The sequence below is a fragment of the Streptomyces sp. NPDC028308 genome, from assembly GCF_055565855.1.
Map to the genome: position 1 here is coordinate 105,047 of NZ_JBVHTO010000010.1, position 22,372 is coordinate 127,418.

Sequence of the window (22,372 nt, forward strand, 5' to 3'; positions counted from 1 at the left end):
GTCCCCGGCGCGGCGGCTCAGCCGGGCGCGACCGTACCGTCCGTCAGGCCGTCGTACATGCCCCGTACGAGCTGCTCACCGAGGCGGCCGGCGAGTCTGAGGGCGTCCTCGAACTCGGCGAGCGCGCGGAACCGCTCGCCGTAGCGGCGCTGTTGGTCGAGCGGGAGCCGGGGCAGCTGGAGGCGGCGCACGTCGAGCCGGGTCGCGGTGGACGCGTAGCTGCTGGCCTGCCGGTTGTTGGCAGTGCCGCGCAGGAAGCCGGCCAGGAACCACGGGTCGAGCGCGGTCAGGTCGGGGCGCAGCAGGGTGAGGTTGCGGCCGAGGGCGGCTCCCGCGGTCCGCTCGTCGACGACGCGCGCGACGGACCCGCCGCCGAGCACGGGCACGACGACATCGCCCGCCGCGACCAGGACGGCTTCCTCCTCGCCCTCGGGCAGGGTGCCGGAGGGCGCGGTGCCGGCGAGGACGTCGTGGTCGGTGAGCACGGGCACGCGCGCGGGGGCGCTGCTGCCGCCGGTGCGCAGCAACAGGGCTCCGCCGCGCGCCAGTTCACCGACGGTGGTGAGCGGCCAGCGGGCCGGGCCGCCCTCCCCGGCGGCCTGCGGGGCGAGGTCGGCGGTCAGCCGCAGGGTCTCCCCGAGGCGTTCGCGCACGGTCGCGAGCTGCTCGGCGCCGCCGGCCTCGGCGGGCGGCGGCAGATGGCGGGCGGGGGCGAGGTCCACGTCGTCGTCGAGGAGGTCGATGACGGGGACGGAACGGCTCAGGCCGGGGCGCTCGGGGGCGGTCCCGGTGCGCTCGTAGGGCCGCCAGGCGTCCAGGACGGCGGTGCGCACGGCCTGCCAGTCGAGGCCGGCCCGGCCGCCGCCGGTCTCCCGGATCCGCTCGGCCGGGGAGCCCCCGGTCTCGGCGGGTGCGGCGGTGTCGGCGAGCAGCAGTTCGGGCTGCGCGGGCGCCTTCCCGGGCCGGCGCAGCACCCACAGGTGCAGCGGGATGTTGTACGGCGGCGCCGCACCGGCGGGCAGGGCGATCACGGCGCGCAGGGCGCCGCGGCGCAGCAGGTCCGCGCGGATCCGGCGGCCGGAGCGGCGGGAGGCGGCGGCGGGCGGCATGAGCAGGACGGCGGTGCCGCCCTCCCGGAGCCGGGCCAGCGCGTGCTGCACCCAGGCCAGTTCGGACTCGGTGCGGGCCGGGAAGCCGTACTCCCAGCGGGCGTCGTAGGCCAGTTCGTCGTGGCCCCAGTTGCGTTCGTTGAACGGCGGGTGGCACAGCACCACGTCGGCGCGCAGCTTCTCGTGGGCGTCCGCGCGCAGGGTGTCGCCGGCGGCGCAACGGACGGCGGCCCGCGTGTGCAGGGCCAGGCGCAGCGCGGTCAGCGCGGCCAGTTCGGGCGCGCTGTCCTGCCCGTACAGCTCCTGGTCCGGTACGGCTTCCACCGCGCGCAGCAGGGCGCCGGTGCCGCAGGCCGGGTCCAGCACGGTCCGCGCGGGACCGGCGAGTTCGGCCATCAGCGCGGCGAGGCCGCCGGGGGTGAGGGTGTACTGCCGCGGGTTGGCGTCCAGGTGCCGGCCGAGCAGGAACTCGTACGTCTGCCGCGCGCCGAGTTCCGCGGCGAGTTCGGCGGCGCCGCGCAACAGGGGCGCGGACGGCAGGAGTTCGGCGGCGGAGGGCGTGGACACGGCGCGCCCGCGCGGGGTGCCGAAGCGCGGGGTCAGCACCTGTTCGAGGGCGGCGGGCAGAAGTCCGGCGAGACGCTCGTCGGAGGTCGCGCTCAGCTCCAGCCACACGGTGGGCCGGTCGTGGATGAGCAGGAGACCGCAGCCCGCGTGCACGAGGGCGGTCGCCGGTCCCTCGGGGTGGCCCGCGAGGTGCTGCCACACGCGCTCGCGCAGCGGGACCTCGGCGAGTTTGCCCTGGTTGCGCAGCCATTCCTCGACCTCGGGCAGCGCGAAGGAGGGGCTGGTCTCGGTGCCGCCGACAGGCTTGGGGAAGTCGGCGTGGCGGCGGCGCCAGTTGCTGACGGCCGCGCGGCCGACCCCGGCGAGCCGCGCGATCCCGGCGGCGGTCACCTCTGTCCCGTTCTCCTGCACCCGCCCGGCTCCCCTCGTCCTGTGGTGTGGCGTCGAGCATACCGACGTACGCAAGATCTACCGATTCACGGCCGTGTACACAAGAGGTTCTGTGAACCGTGTTGACTCGGTTCACATGGTCTGCTGTGATTGGCCCATCGAACGGCGCCGCCGTCGCAGCGCTCAGCGCCTCGCGTCGCGTCGGCCCCGCACGCCCACACCCGCCTCTCACCTCGAGGAATTCCCATGCGTCGTACCGCACTTGCCGCTCTCTGCCTCGCCGCCGCCACCACCCTGAGCCTGACCGGCTGCCAGTCTGGCGAGGACAAGGCGGACAACAAGCCGAAGGGTCCCTTCGCCGGGCTGACCGGCGGCGAGATCGCCGACCGGGCCGTGAAGGCCACCAGGGGCGCCGAGTCGCTGCGCATGAAGGGCGACGTCCCCGACGAGGAGAGCGGCGGCACCATCCGGCTCGACATGGCCATGGACACCAAGGGCGAGTGCGCCGGCACCATCGGCCTCGGGGACAAGGGCCAGGCCGAGCTCATCAAGACCGGCGACACGCTCTACATGAAGTACGACGAGGCCTTCCTGCGCGAGCAGGGCAAGGGCGACTCCAAGGAGGAGACCGACGGCGTCGTGGAGATGCTCGCGGGCCGCTGGACCAAGATGTCCGCCACCAGCGCCGACGCCAAGGAGATGGCGAGCTTCTGCGACCTCGACACGGTGCTCGCCGAGGCCGGGGACGTGAACTCCGACGCCACCCGCGGCAAGACCTCGTCGGTCGACGGCACCCCGGCGATCGTCCTGCACGAGAAGGACGGCAAGGACCGCTACACCCTCTACGTGGCGACCGAGGGCAAGCCGTACATCCTGCGGGTCATCAGCAAGTCCGCCAAGGACCCGGGCACCCTGACCTTCAGCGACTACGACAAGCCGGTCCCGGCCGACGCCCCCAAGGGCAAGGTCATGGACCTGGACAAGCTCAGCTAGGGTCCAGCCCGCCGGGAGCCGCCCACCGGGAGCTCTTCAGGAAACGCCGCCGGAAGCCGCCCCGGGGGGTCACACCGGTCCGCTGGAGTGGTCACACCGGCCCGCCGGACCGGGGCCGCGCACGACCGCCCGGACTACGGCGGCCCACACCGGACAGCGCCGGCCCGCCGGACCGAGGGCCGCGCACGATGGCGTCGGACAGCGCCGGCCCGCCGGACCGGGGGCCGCGCACGATCGCGTCGGACAGCGCCGGCCCGCCGGACCGGGGGCCGCGCACGATCGCGTCGGACAGCGCCGCCCCGCACCGGACGGCGCCGGGGACCGCGCCGGGGACGCTCAAGGACCGCACGGGACGGTGCCGGCCTGCACCGGACAGCGCCGGCCCGCACCAAAGGGCGCCGGGGTCCGCACCGCAGGGATGCGCCTCGGGGACCGCACCGGGGGGATGCGCCAAGGATCGCCCGGGGTCCGTCGGGGACGGTCAGCCCGCGTGGAAGCGTTCCGGGGCCCTGGTCGGGTTCCCGCCCTCCGGGAGTTTCTGGCCGGGGCAGCCCGAGAGCACCCGCTTCATCGCGGACTTCTCGGCGCCGGTGACCCAGAGGTCGTACTTCCTCTTCACGGCCACCTGGGCGGCGACATAGGTGCAGCGGTAGCGCTTGTTGGGCGGAAGCCACGTCGCCGTGTCGCCGTCACCCTTGCTGCGGTTCGTGCTTGCGTCCACGGCGAGGAGGTTCAACGGGTCGTTGGCCAGCGCGATGCGCTTGCTGGCCTCCCACTTCTGGGCGCCCTTCTGCCAGGCGTCGGACAGGGCGACGATGTGGTCTATGTCCACCTGGCTGCGACCGCGCGCGAACGCCACGTCCTTGCCGGTGTAGGGGTCCGGGTCCAGCCTCCCCGACGCGACCTTGCACGCGCCGTCGCTGAACTTCACGTCCTCCAGGTCCCGTTTGAGGATGTCGTCCCGGGTGTCGCAGCGGTTGGAGTCCGTGTCGGCCCACGCGGTGCCGAACCGGTCCCGGTCGAAACCGGTCTTCGGCGCACGCCCCTTGACGGTCAGCGAGTCCACGGCGGTGAGCGCGGCACCGCCGGCCGCCGTGTCCTCGGGTCCCGCGACGCCCGTCGTCTGCTCCGCGCAGCCGCTGACGGCCAACAGCACCAGAACAGCGGCGGCCACCCCACCCCTCGGACGCACCACGACACCCCTCCCCTTGCCCTGTTGAGCCGCCCGCACGGGCGGCCCTCGCTGATCTCCACCGTAGCGGCCGGGAGGCGCGGACCATACCGGGCCTCAACGGGCAATCGTCGTACGCCGGGCGTATCGTCAGAGTGAGTCACCTCTGGAAGGAGCTCTGGATGGGCATCTTCGACAGGTTCAAGAGCCACGCGCGGGACAAGGGTCCGAACATGTCCGACGCCGCCGAGCGCGAGATCAACAAGCGGACGGGCGACAAGTACACGGAACAGGTCGACAAGGCGCAGCAACAGGCCGAGGACCGCATGGGAATGCGCCGCGACGACCCCGACCGGCCGTAGGCCGTGGCCCGGAGGGCCGTGGCCCGAGAGTCCGCCCGCAGCCCGAGAGCTGTAGACCGAGAGTAGCGGGCGGAGAGTTGTGGACCGAGAGTCCGTCCGTCGCCCGTAACTCCGCCCGCGCAGACAGCGACTCGGCCGTGTCTCGACCCCCGACTCCCTCGGCTCTGACGCTTCGGCCTCGGAGGGGGAGGTCAGCCGTCCGGGAGGTTCGTCTCCCCGGGCGGCTTCGTCTTGCGCGGGGCATGTGCGCCGGGGCGCGGGGTACTCCGTGGCGCGGGTGGCGCGCCACGTGTCAACAACTCCCCCCATTTGGACGCCGTATTGGACCTCACTCAGCCCAACAGACCTCACCCATCCCCACCTTCGACTCCGACGGCGCCATCGCCACCCCGGCTCGACGCCCCGTCAGACCCTGCCTATCCCCAACGTCGTCTCCGACGGCAGGAGTCCCGAGCCGAGGACCGCTACCCAGAACTCGCCGAGGAGTTCGGCAAGGCGGGCGGTGGCATCGGGGCCGAGGAACCGCCACGGCGCGGCGGCCAGTTCGTCCGTGTGCCGCTCGACCCGGCGGCGCAGCTCCCGGCCAGCCTCCGTGGCGGTGCCGTCCTCGGCCAGGAGGCCGCGGGACACGAGCCGCCGGTGCGCCGCGGCCCACTCCTCGTCGCTCCAGCCGCGGCTCTCGAACCGCTCCCGGGAGGCCGCGCCTATCGCCGCGAACGACACGAGCGACTCGACCGGGTCCAGTCCGGCGACGAGCAGCGCCGCCAGGTGCCCGTCCCCGCGATGCTCGCGCAGGATCGTCGCCGCGTGCCACAGCTGGAGGTGCGGCGCCTCGGGCCAGGCCAAACCGGCGTTGGCGGCGGCCAGCGGTCGGCCCGCGGTGTTCGCGGCCTCGGCGGCACGGCGGGCCAGGGCGGCGGCCTCGGCCAGCTCGGGACTGGCCGCACGGTCGCCGAATATCGCCTCGTAGGCCCGGCCGACGGCCCGCTCCCGCGCCGCCAGCACGTCCCCCGGACTCACCCGGTCCCACACGGCGTCCATGTACCGGGCGACCATGCGGGGGCTGAAGCTGTAGAAGGCGGACGCGACCTGCCCGGCGCCGACCGCTCCCAACGGGGCGGCGCGGAAGGGGAAGTAGCTCGGCCAGCGCTCGTCCGTGCCGAGGCCGAGCGCGGCGGCCTCCTCGAAGGCCTCCGGCGCGTAATAGAGGACGGCGTGCAGCGGCTCCAGCAGATGCCACAGCTGCCGGACCCGGCTCGGCTCCACCCCGCTCTCCGGCAGCGACTCCCCCGCCACTGGTCCGCCCACCGCATGTGCCTCGCTGACGCTCTTCGACATGGCCCCACTCCCCGTCGCGAATCCCCGTCGGCCCACTCGGCCACAACTTGACACTGACAAGATTGCCCGAGCCCCACCGAACTTGTCAATGCCTAGATCCCGCGTACGCTGCTGCCATGACCAGTCGTGAGTCCGAGGACCGCCCCCGCTACCACCACGGCGATCTGAGGCGCGCGATCCTGAGCGCCGCCCTCGACGTCATCGCGGCCGACGGCCCGTCCGCGCTGAGCCTGCGGGACCTCGCGCGCAGGGCCGGCGTCTCACACGCCGCGCCCGCCCACCACTTCAGGGACCGCACGGGCCTGCTCACCGCGCTCGCGGCCGAGGGCTTCGCCCTGCTGGCGGACGCGCTCGCGGAGGCCGCCGACCTGCGGGACGCCGGGGTCCGCTACGTACGCTTCGCCCGCGAGCATCCGGCGCACTTCCAGGTGATGTTCACGCCCGGTCTGCTGCGCGAGGGCGATCTGGAGCTGACGACGGCGCGGGCGCTGGCCGGGGAGCGGCTGCGTGCCGCCGTCGCCGCCGTACCGTCCGAGGGCAGGGGCACCGACGCCCGCCTCGCCGGAGTCGCCGCCTGGTCCCTGGCGCACGGCTTCGCCACGCTGCTCCTCGGGCACAACCTGGACGGTCCGGTCGGCGACCAGGACCCCGAGGAGGTCTTCCGCGCCCTGACGGGCCTGCTGTTCCGACCCGGCTGACGAGCCTGCCGTTCCGATTCGGCTGACGCGAGAGCCCCGCCCCCTCGGAAGGGGACGGGGCGTCGGGACTCCCCCTTGGAGCCGGGCTCCCCTCGGACGGGGACGGGTGTCGGCCCTCCCCCTTGGGGGACGGGGCACCGGAACTCGCCGAACGCTCCGGTACAGGAGAGTCGTAGGCCCGCCTACGACCCCAGCACCGTCGTGAGGAACTCGCCGGTCCAGCCGAGCAGGTCGCGGCCGACGAGCGGTTTGCCGCCCACCTTCGCCGTCTTGGGGCGGGGGACGAGGAGCTGGTGCGCGGTCGGCTTGATGACCGTGCCCGGGTACAGGCGCTTGAGGCGCAGCTCCTGCGACTCGCGCAACTCCGCCGGGGCGAAGCGGATGTTGGTGCCCTGCAACACGATCTCGCCGACCCCGCAGGCGCGCGCGAGCATCCGCAGGCCCGCGACCAGCAGCAGGTTCTCCACCGGCTCCGGCAACTTGCCGTAGCGGTCGACCAGTTCCTCGCGGACCGCCTTGATGTCCTCCTCCGTGTTGGCGGAGGCGATCGCGCGGTACGCCTGCAGCCGGAGCCGCTCGCCGGGCGCGTAGTCGTGCGGGACGTGCGCGTCGACCGGCAGCTCGATCTTGACCTCCAGCGGCGGTTCCTCCTCCACGCCCCCTTCGAGGGAGGCGCGGTAGTCCGCCACCGCCTCGCCCACCATGCGGACGTACAGGTCGAAGCCGACGCCCGCGATGTGGCCGGACTGCTCGCCGCCGAGCAGGTTTCCGGCGCCGCGGATCTCCAGGTCCTTCATCGCCACGTACATGCCGGCGCCCATCTCGGTGTGCTGGGCGATCGTGGCGAGACGCTCGTGCGCGGTCTCGGTGAGCGGCTTCTCCGGCGGGTACAGGAAGTACGCGTAACCGCGCTCGCGGCCACGGCCCACCCGGCCGCGCAGCTGGTGCAGCTGCGAGAGGCCGAAGTTGTCGCCGCGCTCCACGATCAGCGTGTTCGCGTTCGAGATGTCGATGCCGGACTCGACGATCGTCGTCGACACCAGCACGTCGAACTTCTTCTCCCAGAAGTCGACGACGACCTGCTCCAGGGCCTGCTCGCCCATCTGTCCGTGCGCCGTCGCGATCCGCGCCTCGGGGACGATCTCCCGCAGCCGCGCGGCGGCCCGGTCGATCGACTCGACCCGGTTGTGGATGTAGAAGACCTGTCCCTCGCGCAGCAGTTCGCGGCGGACGGCCGCACCGATCTGCTTCTCCTCGTACGGCCCGACGAAGGTCAGCACCGGGTGGCGCTCCTCCGGCGGGGTGGTGATCGTCGACATCTCGCGGATGCCCGTGACGGCCATTTCGAGCGTACGGGGAATGGGGGTGGCCGACATCGTCAGGACGTCGACGTTGGCGCGGAGCTTCTTCAGCTGCTCCTTGTGCTCCACGCCGAAGCGCTGCTCCTCGTCCACGATGACCAGGCCCAGGTCCTTGAACTTGGTCTCGGAGGAGAACAGCCGGTGGGTGCCGATCACGATGTCCACCGAACCGTCGCGCAGACCCTCCAGGACGGCCTTCGCCTCGCTGTCCGTCTGGAAGCGGGACAGGGCGCGCACGTTCACCGGGAACTGCGCGTACCGCTCCGAGAACGTCCCGAAGTGCTGCTGGACGAGGAGTGTCGTCGGGACGAGCACGGCGACCTGCTTGCCGTCCTGCACCGCCTTGAACGCGGCCCGCACGGCGATCTCCGTCTTGCCGTACCCCACGTCGCCGCAGATCAGGCGGTCCATCGGGACCGTCTTCTCCATGTCCTCCTTGACCTCGGCGATGGTGGTCAGCTGGTCCGGGGTCTCCGCGTACGGGAAGGCGTCCTCCAGCTCGCGCTGCCAGGGGGTGTCCGGGCCGAACGCGTGCCCGGGGGCGGCCATGCGGGCCGAGTACAGCTTGATCAGGTCGGCCGCGATCTCCTTGACCGCCTTCTTGGCGCGCGCCTTGGTCTTCGTCCAGTCGGCGCCGCCCAGCCGGTGCAGCGTGGGCGCCTCCCCGCCGACGTACTTGGTGATCTGCTCCAGCTGGTCGGTGGGGATGTAGAGCCGGTCGCCGGGCTGGCCGCGCTTGGCGGGCGCGTACTCCACGACCAGGTACTCGCGGGTCGCGCCCTGGACGGTGCGCTGCACCATCTCGATGTACCGGCCCACGCCGTGCTGCTCGTGGACGATGTAGTCGCCCGCCTCCAGGGTGAGCGGGTCGATCGTCTTGCGGCGGCGGGCCGGCATGCGCGCGCCGTCCTTGGTCGCTGTCCGCTGCCCGGACAGGTCCGTCTCCGTCAGGACGGCGAGCTTGAGCCGCGGGTCCACGAAGCCCTGGTCGATCGAGCCGCAGGAGACGTGGACGAGGGAGGGGCTGATGTCGGTGAGGTCGCTGTCGAGGCGGGCCGCGATGCCCTCGCCGCCGAGGACCTCGACGGTGCGGGCGGCCGGGCCGTGGCCCTCGGTGAGGAAGACCGTGCGCCAGCCGTCCGAGATCCAGCCCTTGGTGTCGGCGAGGGCGCGCGCGGTGTCGCCGCGGTAGCTCTCGGGGGCGTGCATGCCGAGCTTGAGGGTGGCCGCGTCGAGCTCCTCGTCGGCGGCGAAGGGGCTCACCGACCACCACATCATGCCCAGCTCGCGGGCGCGCTCGCGGACGTCCGCGATGGACCACAGCGAGGCGGCGTCGACGTCGATGGGTGCCTCGCCGCCGCCTGCGGTCGCCGCCCAGGACGCCTGGAGGAACTCCTGCGACGTCGCCACTAGGTCCGAGGCCCGCGTCCGCACCCGCTCCGGGTCGCACACGACGGCCATCGAGCCCTGCGGCAGCACGTCGAGCAGCAGCTCCATGTCGTCCACCAGGACCGGCGCCAGGGACTCCATGCCCTCGACGGCGATGCCCTCGGCGATCTTGCCGAGCAGTTCGTCCAGCTCGGGGTGCTCCTGGGCGAGGGCGGCGGCGCGCTGACGTACGTCGTCGGTGAGCAGCAGCTCGCGGCAGGGCGGGGCCCACAGGCCGTGGTCGGCGACCTCCAGGGACCGCTGGTCGGCGACCTTGAAGTAGCGGATCTCCTCGATGTCGTCGCCCCAGAACTCCACGCGCAGCGGGTGTTCCTCGGTGGGCGGGAAGACGTCCAGGATGCCGCCGCGGACCGCGAACTCGCCGCGCTTCTCGACGAGCTCGACCCGGGAGTACGCGGCCGCGGCGAGCGCCTCGACGACGCGGCCGAGGTCGGCGCTCTCGCCGGTGCGCAGGGCGACGGGCTCCAGGTCGCCGAGGCCCTTGACCTGCGGCTGGAGCACCGAGCGGATGGGGGCGACGACGACGGAGACCGGGCCGGTCTCGGGGTCGTCCTGCCTCGGGTGCGAGAGACGGCGCAGGACGGCCAGGCGGCGGCCGACGGTGTCGCTGCGGGGGGACAGCCGCTCGTGCGGCAGCGTCTCCCAGGAGGGGTACTCCACGACGCCGTCGGGCGGCAGCAGGGAGCGCAGCGCGGCGGCCAGGTCCTCCGCCTCGCGGCCGGTCGCCGTCACCGCGAGCACGGGGCGGCCTGTCTCGCGGGCCAGGGCGGCCACCGCGAAGGGGCGGGCCGCGGAGGGTCCGACCAGGTCGACGTGCATGCGGTTTCCGTCGGCGGCGGCCTTCACCGCTTCCGCGAGGGCGGCGTCCTTGACGACGGCGTCGAGCAGACCGTGCAGGCTCATGAAGGGCAATCCCGTCCGGGGGTGGGCAACGCGAAGCGCCCGGCGCGAGGTCTGGCCGGGGGCCTCCAGCGTACGTCGGTGCGGCCGGCGGTGCCGTGCCTGTGGATGACGGCCCCGGCCCTGGCGTCCCGGGCCGGGGCCCCTCTTGGGGGTGTCCGTCCCGCCGGGGGTCCCCGTCCCGTGGTGGGTCTCCGGCCCGCGAGAGTCCCCGTGCCGCCGGGGGCTCCGTCCCGTGGTGGGTTGTCCGTCCCACGGTGGGGGCTGATGTCCCTGGGGGCTGCGCCCCCAGACCCCCCGTCGCGCTGCGCGCTCGTCCTCAAACGCCGGACGGGCTGAAATTCTCCCCCGTGCTCGACGGCGGACCGGCTGGAATGGCCTCGTGCTCGATGCCGGACCGGCTGGAATGTCCCCTCTGGCACCCGCTCGCCCGTCCTCAGACGCCGGACCGGCTGAAATTCTCCCCCTCGACAACGAAAGCGGCCCGGCCCGGTCCCGGGGAGCCGTGGCTCTCCGGGACCGGGCCGGGCCTGTCCCCCGTGACCCCCGTCCGCGGGGGCTACTCGGTGGCGATGGCGTTGAGGACGTTCATGCGGCCCGCGCGGAACGCCGGGACGAGGGCGGCGAAGAGGCCCACGAAGGCGGATCCGACGAAGACGCCGATGATCGTCGGCCAGGGGATGTCGAGGACGTTGAGGCCCTCCAGGGCGAGGAGCTTCTGTGCCGTGGCGCCCCAGCCCATGCCGAGGCCGAGGCCGAGGAGGGCTCCGAAGAGGGCGATGACGACGGACTCCAGGCGGATCATGCGGCGCAGCTGGCGGCGGGAGAGGCCGATGGCGCGCATCAGGCCGATCTCCCTGGTCCGCTCGACCACCGACAGGGCCAGCGTGTTCACGACGCCGAGGACCGCCACGATGATCGCCAGGGCGAGCAGGCCGTAGACCATGTTGAGGAGCTGGCCGATCTGGTCCTTCAGTTCCTGCTTGTAGTCGGTCTGGTCGCGGACCTGGTACTGCGGGTAGTCGTGCAGCGCCTTCTTCAGCGCCGCGTACGCCTGCGTCTCCTGGCCCTTCTCGGCCTCGGCGAACATGATCGAGTTGGGCGGGACCTGGTCGGCCGGGAGGTACTTCTCCATCGTGTCGATGCTGATGTAGCGCACGCCCTTGTCGAGGACGCCTTCGTCGTCCGTGATGGCCGCGACCTGGAGCTTCGCGGTCCGGCCGCCCTTGAAGGCGACGGTGAAGGTGTCGCCGACGTGCACGCCGTGCTTCTTCGCGTAGTCGGAGCCGACCGACATGGCGTCCTTGCCGTAGGCGGCGGATAGTTCGCCGGCCGTCACGGGGCGGCGCAGGTCCTGGGCGTACGTCGGGTCGGCCGCCGTCACCTGCGAGGTGTCGGTGGTGCCGTCGGGAGCGGTGAGGGTGGCGTTCACCTCCTTGTAGCGGGTGACGTGGGCCAGGCCGGGGCTGTTCCGCATGGCCTTCTCGGCCTGCGGGACGATCCGCTGGTTGCCCTGGACGATGAAGTCCGCGCCGACCGACTTGTCCAGCTCGCTGGTGGCGGAGGCGACCATCGAGGAGCCGACGACCGAGAGGCAGGCGACCAGGGCGAGGCCGATCATCAGGGCCGCGCCGGTGGCGCCGGTGCGGCGCGGGTTGCGCAGGGCGTTGCGTTCGGCGAGCCGGCCCACCGAGCCGAAGGGCCGCAGCAGCACGGCGCTGAGCACCCGTACGACGCCGCCGGTGAGCAGCGGGCCGATGATGACGAAGCCGATCAGGGACAGCACCACGCCGGCGCCCAGCATGAGCGAGCCGTCCTTCGCCTTGTCGGCGCCCGCCGCGGCGAACAGGGCGAAGACGCCCGCGCCCGTCAGGAGGAGCCCGATCAGGCCGCGCACCAGGCCGGCCCTGCCGTCGGCCGGCGTGCCGGCGTCGCGCAGCGCGGCCATCGGGGAGATCTTGCCGGCGCGGCGGGCCGGCAGGTAGGCGGCGAGGACGGTGACGACCACGCCCAGGACGACTCCGGCGATGGGGGTGGCCGCCTTGACAGTCAGGTCGTCGGTGGAGAGGTTCATGCCGGCCGCCGACATGAGCTTCATCAGGCCGATCGCGATGCCGACGCCCGCTCCGACGCCGAGGACCGAGCCGACCACGCCGAGCAGCAGCGCCTCGACCAGTACGGAGCGGTTGACCTGCTTGCGGGAGGAGCCGATGGCCCGCATCAGGCCGATCTCGCGGGTGCGCTGGGCGACCAGCATGGAGAAGGTGTTGATGATCAGGAAGATGCCCACCAGGAACGCGATCCCGGCGAAGCCGAGCATGGCGTACTTGATGACGTTCATGAACTCGCCGACGTCCTTGCGGTTCTCGTCGGCGTTCTCCTTGGCGGTCTGCAGCTTGTAGGTGCCGTCCAGGGTCTTGGCGACGTTCGCCTTGAGCCGCGTGTCGCTGACGCCGGGGGCGGCGGTGACCAGGACGTGGGTGAACCGGCCGGTGGCGCCGAGGAGTTCGCGCTGGGCGGTGGCGGTGTCGAAGTAGACGACCGTGGCGCCGGGGTTGGTCACCTTGAAGGCGGCGATGCCGCTGATCCTGGCCCGGAAGTCACCGGCGACGGAGATCGTGCGCAGTTCGTCGCCGAGCTTCAGGTGGTGCTTGTCGGCGGTGTCGGCGTCGACCATCACCTCGGTGGGGCCGCGGGGCGCGTGTCCGGAGGCGATCTCCATGGACCTGAGGTCGTTCTTCGTCCAGTTGCCGGCGATCGTCGGGGCGCCGCTGTCGGAGCCCATGTTCTCGTTGTCCTTGTCGACGACGGTCACGTTCATCGAACTGACCGCGCCCTCGGCCGACTTGGCTCCGTCGGCGCCGGCCGCCTGCCGTACGGCGGACGCGGGCAGCGACTCGGGCTTGCCGTTCTGCGGGGTGTCGTCGCTCTTGGCCTCCTTCGGTGAGACCGTGACGTCGGACGCGGTGGTCGCGAAGAGCTTGTCGAACGTCGTGTTCATGGTGTCGGTGAACACGAGCGTGCCGCAGACGAACGCCACGGACAGCAGGACGGCGACGGCCGACAGGGCCATGCGTCCCTTGTGCGCGAGGAAGTTGCGCATCGAGGTCTTGACGACGGTCATGACGTCCGTCCCCGGGCGTCGAAGTCCTTCATGCGGTCCAGCACGGCTTCGGCGGTGGGCCGGTGCATCTCGTCGACGATGCGCCCGTCGGCCAGGTACAGCACGCGGTCCGCGTACGAGGCCGCCACCGGGTCGTGCGTGACCATCACGATGGTCTGGCCGAGCTCGTCGACGGAGCGGCGCAGGAAGCCGAGGACCTCGGCGCCCGCACGGGAGTCGAGGTTTCCGGTGGGCTCGTCACCGAAGATGATCTCGGGCCGGGCGGCAAGGGCACGGGCCACCGCGACGCGCTGCTGCTGGCCGCCGGAGAGCTGGGTGGGCCGGTGCTTGAGGCGGTCGCCGAGGCCGACGGTCTCGACGACCTGGCTCAGCCACGCCTGGTCGGGCTTGCGGCCCGCGATGTCCATCGGCAGCGTGATGTTCTCTATGGCGTTCAGCGTCGGCAGCAGGTTGAACGCCTGGAAGATGAAGCCGATCCGGTCCCGGCGCAGCTGGGTGAGCTTCTTGTCCTTGAGGCCGGTGATCTCGGTCTCGTCCAGGAAGATCTGCCCGGAGGTGACGGTGTCGAGTCCGGCGAGGCAGTGCATCAGCGTCGACTTGCCGGACCCCGAGGGGCCCATGATCGCGGTGAAACGGCCCCGCGCGATGTCGACGTCGATGTGGTCGAGAGCGACGACGCGGGTCTCCCCGGAGCCGTACGCCTTGACGACCTGCCGCGCCCGGGCGGCAACGGCCGTACGCCCTCCAGTGCCCCCGTGCCTGGGAATGGTCACAGCCGTTGTCACGGTAAGTCTCCTATGTCGGTCGGCGGTTGAGCATGGCGGTGCCGCGCGTCGTCGGCGGTACTGCCGGGCGGGTCCCGGTGCTGCCCGGGTTCCGGTCGCTCGGTACGTCGTTCAGTCTGGTGGCCGCAGGGGGTCCGGCGCGCTGGTGCCCAGCGCACTCTTCACCTGGGGAAAACCCCACCCCCGCAGGTGCGGTCCGCAGGACCCGGGCGGGCAGCGGACCGCTCCGCAGCGGCGTAAAGCCAGGTTAAGGACCGCCGGGTGCCCCTCTCGTCCTCCGGCGGTACGAACCCTCCCCGAGCCGTAGTACGGAGGTCCCCCTAGGGGCTCTCCACCCTCCGGTGGAGTCCTTCTCGGGGTCGTCTCCACCTCCGGGCCCTACCGGCGTCCACCCTCCCGCCGCGGGGCGGCCGGATGAGAAGGTGTCGGGGGCCGATAGATGCAGGGGGAAGGAATCCAGTGGGCCAGGGGGAGACGGACACACCGGCCGCGCGGGTCGGCGCACCGGCGGACGGACCGGCGGAGGCCCGCCGGCGGCGGGCGGTGGTCGCCGCTCTCATGCTCGCCATGGCGCTCGCGGCGCTCGACTCCACCATCGTCTCGACCGCCGTGCCCCAGATCGTCGGCGACCTCGGCGGCTTCTCCGTCTTCTCGTGGCTGTTCTCGGGCTACCTGCTGGCGGTCACCGTCACCCTGCCGGTGTACGGCAAGCTCTCCGACACCTTCGGCCGCAAGCCGGTGCTGGTCGCGGGCGCCGTCCTGTTCATCACCGGCTCCCTGCTCTGCGCCGCCGCGTGGAACATGGCCGCGCTCATCGCGTTCCGCGTCGTGCAGGGGCTCGGCGGCGGCGCGCTCCAGGGCACCGTCCAGACGCTCGCCGCCGACCTGTACCCGCTGAAGGAGCGCCCGAAGATCCAGGCCAGGCTGTCCACGGTGTGGGCGACGTCGGCGGTCGCGGGCCCCGCGCTGGGCGGGCTCCTCGCGGCGTACGCGGACTGGCGCTGGATCTTCCTGATCAACCTGCCGATCGGCGCGCTCGCCCTGTGGCTGATCGTCCGTCACCTCCACGAGCCCGAGCGCGTCGCCCGCCGGGAGCGGCCGCGGATCGACTGGGCGGGCGCGCTCGCCGTCTTCGCCTGCGGCGGCGTCCTGCTGACGGCGCTGGTGCAGGGCGGGGTCGCGTGGGCGTGGCTGTCGGCGCCGTCCCTTGCCCTGTTCGGCACGGGACTGGCCCTCGTCGCGGTCGTGGTCCTGGTGGAGCGGCGGGCGGCCGAGCCGATCATCCCGGGCTGGGTGTGGCGGCGGCGGACCATCGCCGCGGTCAACCTGGCGCTCGGCGCGCTCGGGCTGCTCATGGTCGCGCCGACCGTGTTCCTGCCGACGTACGCGCAGGCGGTGCTCGGTCTGGCGCCGGTCGCCGCCGGTTTCGTGCTGTCGGTGTGGACGTTGAGCTGGCCGGTGTCGGCGGCGCTCAGCCAGCACGTGTACCGGCGGATCGGCTTCCGCGACACGGCGATGCTCGGGATCGGCGTCGCCGCGCTCCTGCTGCTCGCGTTCCCCTTCCTCCCCTACCCGGGCGAACCGTGGCAGCCGGCTCTGCTGATGCTGCTCCTCGGCGGCGCGCTCGGCCTCTTCCAGCTCCCGCTGATCATCGGGGTCCAGTCCACCGTCGGCTGGGAGGAGCGCGGCACGGCCACCGCCTCCGTGCTGTTCTGCCGCCAGAGCGGGCAGACGGTCGGCGCGGCCCTGTTCGGCGCGGTCGCCAATGGGGTCCTCGCGGCCCGCCTCGGCGGGGCGGGCGACCTCGACTCGGTGACCCGCGCGCTGGACTCCGGTCACGCCGACGGCCACCTGAGCAGGGCGGTCGCCGCCGCCGTGCACGCCGTCTACCTGGGCGCGGCCGGTGCGGCGGCCCTCGCCTTCGTGGTCCTGCTCGTGCTGGCGCCGCGCCGGTTCCCCGTACTGGAGAACCAGGGGAGCTGACCGCGGGACGGTCCGCGGGCGGACGCCGGACGGTGGGGTTAACGCGGGTAACACCGCAGGTCACCGAAGTAAGCGCGTACCGACCACTCAGTTTGCGGAAAGTGCCGCGCGCGCCGGATACCTGCGAGTAGCGTGCCTCGCTCACCCCCCGCTCCCTGCGGTCCGCGAGGACCCGAGCCACGCAAGGAGAAACGGGATGCCAGACGCGTTCTCGTCCCCCGAGTACCAACCGAACCAGCAGTTCCCGTACAACTCCTCACCCTCGTACGCCACCTACCCCTGGGAGCCGCCGCCCGCCCCGCCCGCGCGGACACGCCGGCCGCGCCACCACGCGCTGGGGCAGCACAGCGACATCCGCCTGCTGCGCAGCGCCTACCGCTGGCAGCGCCGCGTGGCCACCCTCACCGCGCTCGGCTACTTCGTGCTGTTCCTCCTGCTCTCCGCGTTCGTCCCCTCCCTCATGACACGGAGCGTCTCCGGCGGCCTGTCCGTCGGTCTGCTGCTGGGAGTGCTGCAAGTCCCGGTCACCTGCCTGGCGATCGCGGTGTACGAGTACACGGCCCGGCGGCGCGTCGACCCGATCGCCGACCGGATCCGCAGACAGTCCGCGCTGGACGTCAGACGGGAGGAGTCGCGGTGACCGGGTTCAGCAGTTCCGCGCAGGCCATGTCCCTGGTGGCCTTCACCGCCGTCGCCACCATCACGCTGCTGCTGTGCGTGATGACGGGCCCCGACCGCGACGACATCGACGAGTTCTACACCGGCTACGGGTCGCTCTCCCCCATGCGCAACGGCCTCGCCATCGCCGGGGACTACATCTCCGCGGCGACCGTCCTCGGCACCGGCGGCGTCATCGCGCTCGCCGGGTACGACGGTGTCGTCCTCGCCCTGAGCACCGCCCTGTCCCTGATGCTGCTGATGTTCCTGCTGGCCGAACCGCTGCGCAACGCGGGCCGGTTCACCATGGGCGACGCCTTCGCGCGGCGCATGCCCGGACGCGCGGTCCGCATCACCGCGTGCGTCGCGACCATCGCCGCGCTGCTCCCGCTGATGCTGGTCCAACTGGCGGGCACCGGAGACCTGCTGGCGTTCCTCCTCGGGTTCTCCAGCGACTCCCTGAAGACCGGCTGCGTGATCGGGCTCGGGGTGCTGATGATCAGCTACGCGGCGATCGGCGGCATGAAGGGCACCGCCCTCATCCAGATCATGAAGATCGTGATGCTGCTGGGCTCCGGAATCGTGGTCGCCGTCCTCATCATGGGCCGCTTCGACTGGAGTCCGGGCGCCCTGCTGGACGCCGCCGCCCAGGGCAGCGGCGCGGGACCGGCCTTCCTGCGGTCGGGACTGCAGTTCGCGGGCGGACCCAGCCCCCGCCTGGACATGATCAGCGCGGAGCTGACCGTCGTCCTCGGCGGTGCCTGCCTGCCCCACATCACCATGCGCATGTACACCGCCAACAGCGCCCGCCAGGTGCGCCGTTCACTGTCCTGGGCGGTGCCGTCGGTGGCCCTGTTCGTGCTCGTCATCTCGGTCGTCGGGTTCGGCGCGACGGCGCTGATCGGACGCGAGGTGATCGCGGGCGCCGACCCGCAGGGCAACACGGCCTATCTGCTGGGCGCCCGGGCCGCGTTCGGGGCGAGCGTCTCGACTGCGGAGACCCTGCTGTTCACGACGGTCACCACCGCGCTGTTCCTGACGGTGCTCGCCTCCGTCGCCGGGATGATCCTGGCCTGCGCCAACTCCCTCGCGCACGACGTGTTCGCGGCGCGCGTGCAGGAGATGAGCCCGCGCCGCGAGATGACCGTCGCCCGGCTCTCCGCGCTCGCGGTCGGCGCCCCCGCGATCCTGCTCGCCACCCTCGTCCAGCACCACAGCCTGCAGCCGCTGGTCACCCTGTCGTTCTGCCTGGGTGCGTCCGCCATAGCGCCCGCGCTGGTCTACAGCCTCTTCTGGCGCCGCTACACCCGCGCGGGCCTGATGTGCACCCTCATCGGCGGCACGCTCACCGTCCTCGTGCTGATGACCGGCACCAACCTGGTCTCCGGCTCGCCCGCCTCCGCCTTCCCCGAGGCCGACTTCAACTGGTTCCCGTTCACCACGACCGGCATCCTCTCCATCCCGCTGGGCTTCGCCTACGGCTGGCTGGGGACGGTGGTCTCCGGACGCCGCAAGGCGGAACAGCAGCGCCGGCAGTACGAGGCGGTGGAGGGCTGGATCCTGGCGGGAGCCGTCCGCCGCACCGACTGAAGCGGGCGGACCGCGGCACCACGGGCGCCGGCCGGGGGATCACTCGACCGGCGCCCGCCCCGTCAGCGCCATCAGCTTGCCGCGCACGTGGTCCATGTGGGCGCGCACCTCGTCCCAGCGCTCGCCGTGCTCCCGCAGCACCCGCTCGGTCTCCCGCGCGACGCCGTCCGCCCGCAGCCGGGCGTCCGCGAGCACCTCCGACGCCCGCTTCCCGGCCGCCTCCTCGGTGAGCCGCACCGACGCCTCGGCCTGCGCCAATTCCCGCCCGGCCGCCGCCAGTGCGGCCTCGGCCCGGGCCGTCAGCTCCTCGTGGTGCGCGTCGAGTTCCGCCGCCCGCTCCGCGGCCGCCCGCTCGGCCTCCTCCCAGCGCGCCGCCTGCTCCTTCTCCTGGTCGGCGAGCAGCGCCTCGGTGCGCCGCCGCACCTCACGCAGCACCGCCAGCACCTCACCGCGGCCCTCCTTGACCGCCCGCCGCGCCGCGATCCGCACGCCGTCCGCCTCGGCACGGGCCGCCGTCAGCCGCTCGCCCACCCGCTCGTCGGTCTCGGCACGCACCGCCTCCGCGTACGCCTCGGCGTCCTCGCGCAGCCGCCGGCCCGCCTCCCGCGCCTCCTCCAGGGCCAGCCGCGCCCGCCGGCGGGCGTCCTCGCGCACCGCGTCGGCCTCCTCCACGGCCAGCGCGAACAGCCGCCGGGCGCTCTCGCCGAGACTCTCGTACGTCTGCGGGGCGAGGCCCGCGACCACCTCGCGCAGGTCCTCGGCGTCCTCTTCCATGTCATTGGCCAGCACGGTCAGCCGGGCGGCCCGCTCCCAGGCGGCGTCGCGGTCCCGCGAGAGCGCCTCGGTGAACGCGTCGACCTGCTCGGGACGGTAACCACGCCGTACGGCCACGAAGCCGTGCGGCGACACCGGAGCGCTGCTCATCCTGTAACCCCTCTCCGCCGTACACACACGAAATACGGAATGATTTCGCGCATATCTTGATGGATCGCGCGGAAGTGTTCATAACGCGACACTCCGCCCAGTCCATCCGGTCACGGCGCACAACAAAAGGGGCGAACCCGGTCATACGACCGAATCCGCCCCTCGGGTACGGAACCCCGCGCTCAGCGGCTCACAGCAGCCCGTCCCACATCTGCTCCAGCAGCACCGACCACCAGCTCTCCGGCGACCCCAGCGCCGCCGGGTCCAGAGCGGCCAGCTGCGCCTGGAAGTCCACCGTCCAGCGGCCCGCCTGCTCCTGGTTGAGACCGAACCGCAGCCGCCACATCCGGCCCAGCAGCGCCAGACAGCGCGCGAACTCCGGCAGCCCCGTGTTCACGAACTGCGGCGGCACCGACCCGCCACCGGGAGCCGCCTCCACCGGCACGGCCACGATGTTCGCCGTCCCGTACTGGACACAGACCGCCCGGCCGAAGTCACTGCCCATCACCAGATACGAACCCGCGTCCGGAGACGGCTGCACACCCCGCTCCTGCGCCAGCTCGGCGAGCGTCGGCACCGGACGGCCCGGCTGCGCCTGCGCCCAGAAGAACGGCCCCATGTCGACCGGCAGCCCGGCCACCACCAGGGTGTGCGCCACGATCGGCGGCACGCCCTGCCGGGAGACCGCCGCCTGGTCGAAGCGGAAGACACCCGGTCCGAACGCCGCCGCCAGCTCGTGCGCGATGCCCTCCGGCGGGAGCGGCGGCGCCGGATGCACCGGCGGGATCGGCGCCCGCACCGGCGCCGGCCGCGCCGGACCGTCCGCCACCTGATGCAACTCGCCCTGGTGCGCGAGCAGTTGATGCATCCCCTGCTGTCGGCTCGCGTGGTCCGTGCCGTACGGGGCGATGCTGGTGATCCGCGCCTGCGGCCAGGTCTCCCGGATCATCCGCGCGCAGTACGCGCCCGGCAGCTCGCAGGACTCCAGCTCCGTGTGCAGCTCCAGCACCTGCTGCGGCGGCACGTTCATCGCGCGCAGCTCGTGCAGGATCTGCCACTCCGGGTGCGGGGTGCCCGGCGCGGACCGCCGGATCAGCTGCTGCTCGGACCCGTCCTGGGCCCGGTAGCGCAGCACCGCCTGGTAGCCGGGGCCCACGGTCGGCAGTCCGCCCTGCGGATACCCGTACGCCGGGGGCTGCTGGCCGGGCACCGGCTGACCCGGCATCGGCTGCGGAGCGCCCGGAGGCATGCCGGGGGCCTGCGGCGGCGGAGGCGCACCCGGGCCGCCGACCGCCGGACCCGCCAGCACGGTCTGCGCGTGATGGACCGCGCCCGGAGCACCGGGCGCGGCCGGAGCACCCGGAACGCCGGGCGGCTGCGGGGCACCGGGCTGGTGCGGGCCGCCGACCGCGGGGCCGGCCAGCATCGTCGCCGCGTGATGGGCGTCGCCCGCAGGCGTACCGCCCGGCTGGTTCGGCGCCCCCGGAGGCTGCGGGGCGCCGGGACCGGACGGTGCGCCCGGAGGCTGCGGAGCGCCCGGGCCGCCGACCGCGGGGCCCGCCAGCATCGTCGCCGCGTGATCGGGACCGCCCGCGGGCGTACCGCCCGGCTGGTTCGGCGCCCCCGGAGCACCCGGGGCGCCCGGCCCGTCCGGGCCCAGCTGCGAGACGAGCTGCGTCGGCACGTAACCGCCCGCCGGAGCGCCCGGAGCACCGGGAGCCGGCGGAGGCGTCGGCCGCGCACCCGGCACACCCGGCGCACCCGGCGGCGGAGGCGTGGCCGCGCCACCGCCCCGGCCGGCCCGCGCCGGAGGCTGCGCCTTGCTGGTCGCCGCGTCCGCGATGTCACCCGCGTTCGGCGGCAGCGGACGCCCGGCGGACGCCGGACCCGCCGGCGGCTGCGGCGCGTGCGGCATCCCGGGAACCCCCGGGACGGGCGCCCCGTGCGGCGGCGTACCGGGAACAGCCGTCCCCGGAGCCGGCGTACCCGGACCACCGGAGGCCGCTCCTTGAGGCGGCGTGCCCGGAACACCCGGGCCCTGCGGGGCGCCCGGAACCGGGCCGGGCCCCTGCGGATAGCCGTACGACGGCGCACCCGGCGGCGGCGTGTCCTGCGGACCCGCCGCGGGCCGCGCACCCGGACCCTGCGGCCCAGAACCCGCGGGATCGTCCAGCGCCGGCGCCACCGTCGTCCGCGGAAGCATGCTGCCGCCAGACATCAGAGCCGTCTTGGCGTCCGGCGTCACACCCGGCGGCGGCGTCGCCGCGTCGTCGAAATCACTCAGCGGCGGCGCGAACACCGTCACCGGCAACGGCACCGAACGGTCCTCGCCCGCATCGCCGTTGGTGTCCGTCCCCGCCCACGGCGTCGCCCCCGCGGGCGCACCCGGCACCCGGTCCCGCGGCGGCGCGTCCTCGGCGTCGTCGGCCTCCGCCGCCGCCGGCCACGGCGTCGCACCCCCCGGAACACCCGGAACACCCGCACCCGCGGACCCCGCGTCACTGGCAGGCCCGTTCCCCGACGGACCCCCCGACGACGCGTCCGCGACCACCGGACGCGACCCCGCCCCGTCCGACGCACCCGCCCGACGGTCCGGAATCCCCATCCTGTCCGCCGCCTCCTGGAGCCACTCCGGAGGGCTCAACAAGAACGACGTCTGATTCAGATCGACCCGCTGCGCCGGCGCCGCGACCGGCTGCTCCGCCGCGTCCGCGACCCCGTACTCCTCCTCGTACCGGCGGATGACCTCACCCACCGGCAGACCCGGCCACAACGTCGCCTCACCGCTGTCCCGCGCGATGACCAGCCGCTGCGCACCACCGTCCGAACGCGGACCGTCCACACGGTCCTCCGCCCACACCACGAACCCGAGATCGAACTCCCGCACCCGCACCTCCCGGTGCTGGTACGCGGCCACGTCCCCGTTGATCCACTCCTCAGCGCGCTCCTGCGCCTGCGCGAAGGTCACCAT

The 22,372-nt window shown here is 73.3% G+C and carries 14 protein-coding genes; 6 read left to right on the forward strand and 8 right to left on the reverse strand.

Annotation, left to right across the window (positions count from 1 at the left end; all coding sequences use genetic code 11):
* Positions 1-17 precede the first annotated feature (17 nt).
* Positions 18-2,087: an N-6 DNA methylase gene (locus ACZ4VA_RS23555; RefSeq protein ID WP_468082463.1), complete on the reverse strand. Its 2,070-nt coding sequence runs from the start codon at positions 2,085-2,087 to the stop codon at positions 18-20.
* Positions 2,088-2,312: 225 nt separating this feature from the next.
* Between ACZ4VA_RS23555 and ACZ4VA_RS23560 the strand changes: the two genes are divergently transcribed.
* Positions 2,313-3,059, forward strand: coding sequence for a hypothetical protein (locus ACZ4VA_RS23560; RefSeq protein ID WP_355794231.1), 747 nt, complete (start codon positions 2,313-2,315; stop codon positions 3,057-3,059).
* A 481-nt stretch (positions 3,060-3,540) separates the two neighbouring features.
* On the opposite strand, the gene ACZ4VA_RS23565 is transcribed toward ACZ4VA_RS23560, so the two are convergent.
* On the reverse strand, positions 3,541-4,254 hold the full coding sequence (locus tag ACZ4VA_RS23565; RefSeq protein WP_355794423.1) for an HNH endonuclease family protein: 714 nt from the start codon (positions 4,252-4,254) through the stop codon (positions 3,541-3,543).
* A gap of 158 nt (positions 4,255-4,412) precedes the next feature.
* Between ACZ4VA_RS23565 and ACZ4VA_RS23570 the strand changes: the two genes are divergently transcribed.
* The gene (locus ACZ4VA_RS23570) at positions 4,413-4,592 is read left to right on the forward strand and encodes an antitoxin (RefSeq protein ID WP_355794424.1); all 180 of its coding nucleotides are present in this window, start codon (positions 4,413-4,415) and stop codon (positions 4,590-4,592) included.
* 405 nt (positions 4,593-4,997) lie between these two features.
* On the opposite strand, the gene ACZ4VA_RS23575 is transcribed toward ACZ4VA_RS23570, so the two are convergent.
* Complete coding sequence (locus ACZ4VA_RS23575) at positions 4,998-5,930, reverse strand: SCO6745 family protein (protein WP_468082464.1); 933 nt, start codon at positions 5,928-5,930, stop codon at positions 4,998-5,000.
* Positions 5,931-6,046: 116 nt separating this feature from the next.
* On the opposite strand from ACZ4VA_RS23575, the gene ACZ4VA_RS23580 reads away from it, so the two are divergent.
* Positions 6,047-6,628: a TetR/AcrR family transcriptional regulator gene (locus ACZ4VA_RS23580; RefSeq protein WP_355779148.1), complete on the forward strand. Its 582-nt coding sequence runs from the start codon at positions 6,047-6,049 to the stop codon at positions 6,626-6,628.
* Positions 6,629-6,810: 182 nt separating this feature from the next.
* On the opposite strand, the gene mfd is transcribed toward ACZ4VA_RS23580, so the two are convergent.
* The 3 genes from mfd to ACZ4VA_RS23595 all read right to left on the reverse strand — a co-directional run bounded on the left by mfd (position 6,811) and on the right by ACZ4VA_RS23595 (position 14,247).
* Positions 6,811-10,341 (reverse strand): transcription-repair coupling factor, encoded by a 3,531-nt coding sequence (mfd, locus tag ACZ4VA_RS23585; protein ID WP_355779145.1) that lies wholly within the window; start codon positions 10,339-10,341, stop codon positions 6,811-6,813.
* A gap of 556 nt (positions 10,342-10,897) precedes the next feature.
* Entirely contained in the window at positions 10,898-13,462 is a 2,565-nt protein-coding gene (locus ACZ4VA_RS23590; RefSeq protein ID WP_356239537.1) for an ABC transporter permease, read from the reverse strand.
* A complete protein-coding gene (locus ACZ4VA_RS23595; RefSeq protein WP_356164021.1) occupies positions 13,459-14,247 on the reverse strand; it encodes an ABC transporter ATP-binding protein in 789 nt (262 codons plus the stop codon). Before ACZ4VA_RS23595 ends, ACZ4VA_RS23590 begins: the two co-directional genes overlap by 4 nt.
* 414 nt (positions 14,248-14,661) lie before the next feature.
* On the opposite strand from ACZ4VA_RS23595, the gene ACZ4VA_RS23600 reads away from it, so the two are divergent.
* The 3 genes from ACZ4VA_RS23600 to ACZ4VA_RS23610 all read left to right on the forward strand — a co-directional run bounded on the left by ACZ4VA_RS23600 (position 14,662) and on the right by ACZ4VA_RS23610 (position 18,477).
* Positions 14,662-16,230, forward strand: coding sequence for an MFS transporter (locus ACZ4VA_RS23600; RefSeq protein ID WP_468082465.1), 1,569 nt, complete (start codon positions 14,662-14,664; stop codon positions 16,228-16,230).
* Positions 16,231-16,426: 196 nt separating this feature from the next.
* Positions 16,427-16,870, forward strand: a complete 444-nt coding sequence (locus ACZ4VA_RS23605) for a DUF485 domain-containing protein (RefSeq protein WP_468082466.1) — start codon at positions 16,427-16,429, stop codon at positions 16,868-16,870.
* A gap of 26 nt (positions 16,871-16,896) precedes the next feature.
* Positions 16,897-18,477 (forward strand): sodium/solute symporter, encoded by a 1,581-nt coding sequence (locus tag ACZ4VA_RS23610; protein WP_355793278.1) that lies wholly within the window; start codon positions 16,897-16,899, stop codon positions 18,475-18,477.
* A 39-nt stretch (positions 18,478-18,516) separates the two neighbouring features.
* Here ACZ4VA_RS23610 and ACZ4VA_RS23615 read toward each other — a convergent pair whose 3' ends face one another.
* Entirely contained in the window at positions 18,517-19,401 is an 885-nt protein-coding gene (locus ACZ4VA_RS23615; RefSeq protein WP_356239532.1) for a DivIVA domain-containing protein, read from the reverse strand.
* Positions 19,402-19,591: 190 nt separating this feature from the next.
* Positions 19,592-22,372, reverse strand: coding sequence for an SUKH-4 family immunity protein (locus ACZ4VA_RS23620; protein WP_468082467.1), 2,781 nt, complete (start codon positions 22,370-22,372; stop codon positions 19,592-19,594).

Bases quoted from the DNA above. Each gene is read 5' to 3' on its own strand.
- ACZ4VA_RS23560 (WP_355794231.1), top strand. From the start codon at position 2,313: ATGCGTCGTACCGCACTTGCCGCTCTCTGCCTCGCCGCCGCCACCACC.
- ACZ4VA_RS23570 (WP_355794424.1), top strand. From the start codon at position 4,413: ATGGGCATCTTCGACAGGTTCAAGAGCCACGCGCGGGACAAGGGTCCG.
- ACZ4VA_RS23575 (WP_468082464.1), bottom strand. From the start codon at position 5,930: ATGTCGAAGAGCGTCAGCGAGGCACATGCGGTGGGCGGACCAGTGGCG.
- ACZ4VA_RS23580 (WP_355779148.1), top strand. From the start codon at position 6,047: ATGACCAGTCGTGAGTCCGAGGACCGCCCCCGCTACCACCACGGCGAT.
- mfd (WP_355779145.1), bottom strand. From the start codon at position 10,341: ATGAGCCTGCACGGTCTGCTCGACGCCGTCGTCAAGGACGCCGCCCTC.
- ACZ4VA_RS23590 (WP_356239537.1), bottom strand. From the start codon at position 13,462: ATGACCGTCGTCAAGACCTCGATGCGCAACTTCCTCGCGCACAAGGGA.
- ACZ4VA_RS23600 (WP_468082465.1), top strand. From the start codon at position 14,662: ATGAGAAGGTGTCGGGGGCCGATAGATGCAGGGGGAAGGAATCCAGTG.
- ACZ4VA_RS23605 (WP_468082466.1), top strand. From the start codon at position 16,427: ATGCCAGACGCGTTCTCGTCCCCCGAGTACCAACCGAACCAGCAGTTC.
- ACZ4VA_RS23610 (WP_355793278.1), top strand. From the start codon at position 16,897: ATGTCCCTGGTGGCCTTCACCGCCGTCGCCACCATCACGCTGCTGCTG.
- ACZ4VA_RS23615 (WP_356239532.1), bottom strand. From the start codon at position 19,401: ATGAGCAGCGCTCCGGTGTCGCCGCACGGCTTCGTGGCCGTACGGCGT.
- ACZ4VA_RS23620 (WP_468082467.1), bottom strand. From the start codon at position 22,372: ATGGTGACCTTCGCGCAGGCGCAGGAGCGCGCTGAGGAGTGGATCAAC.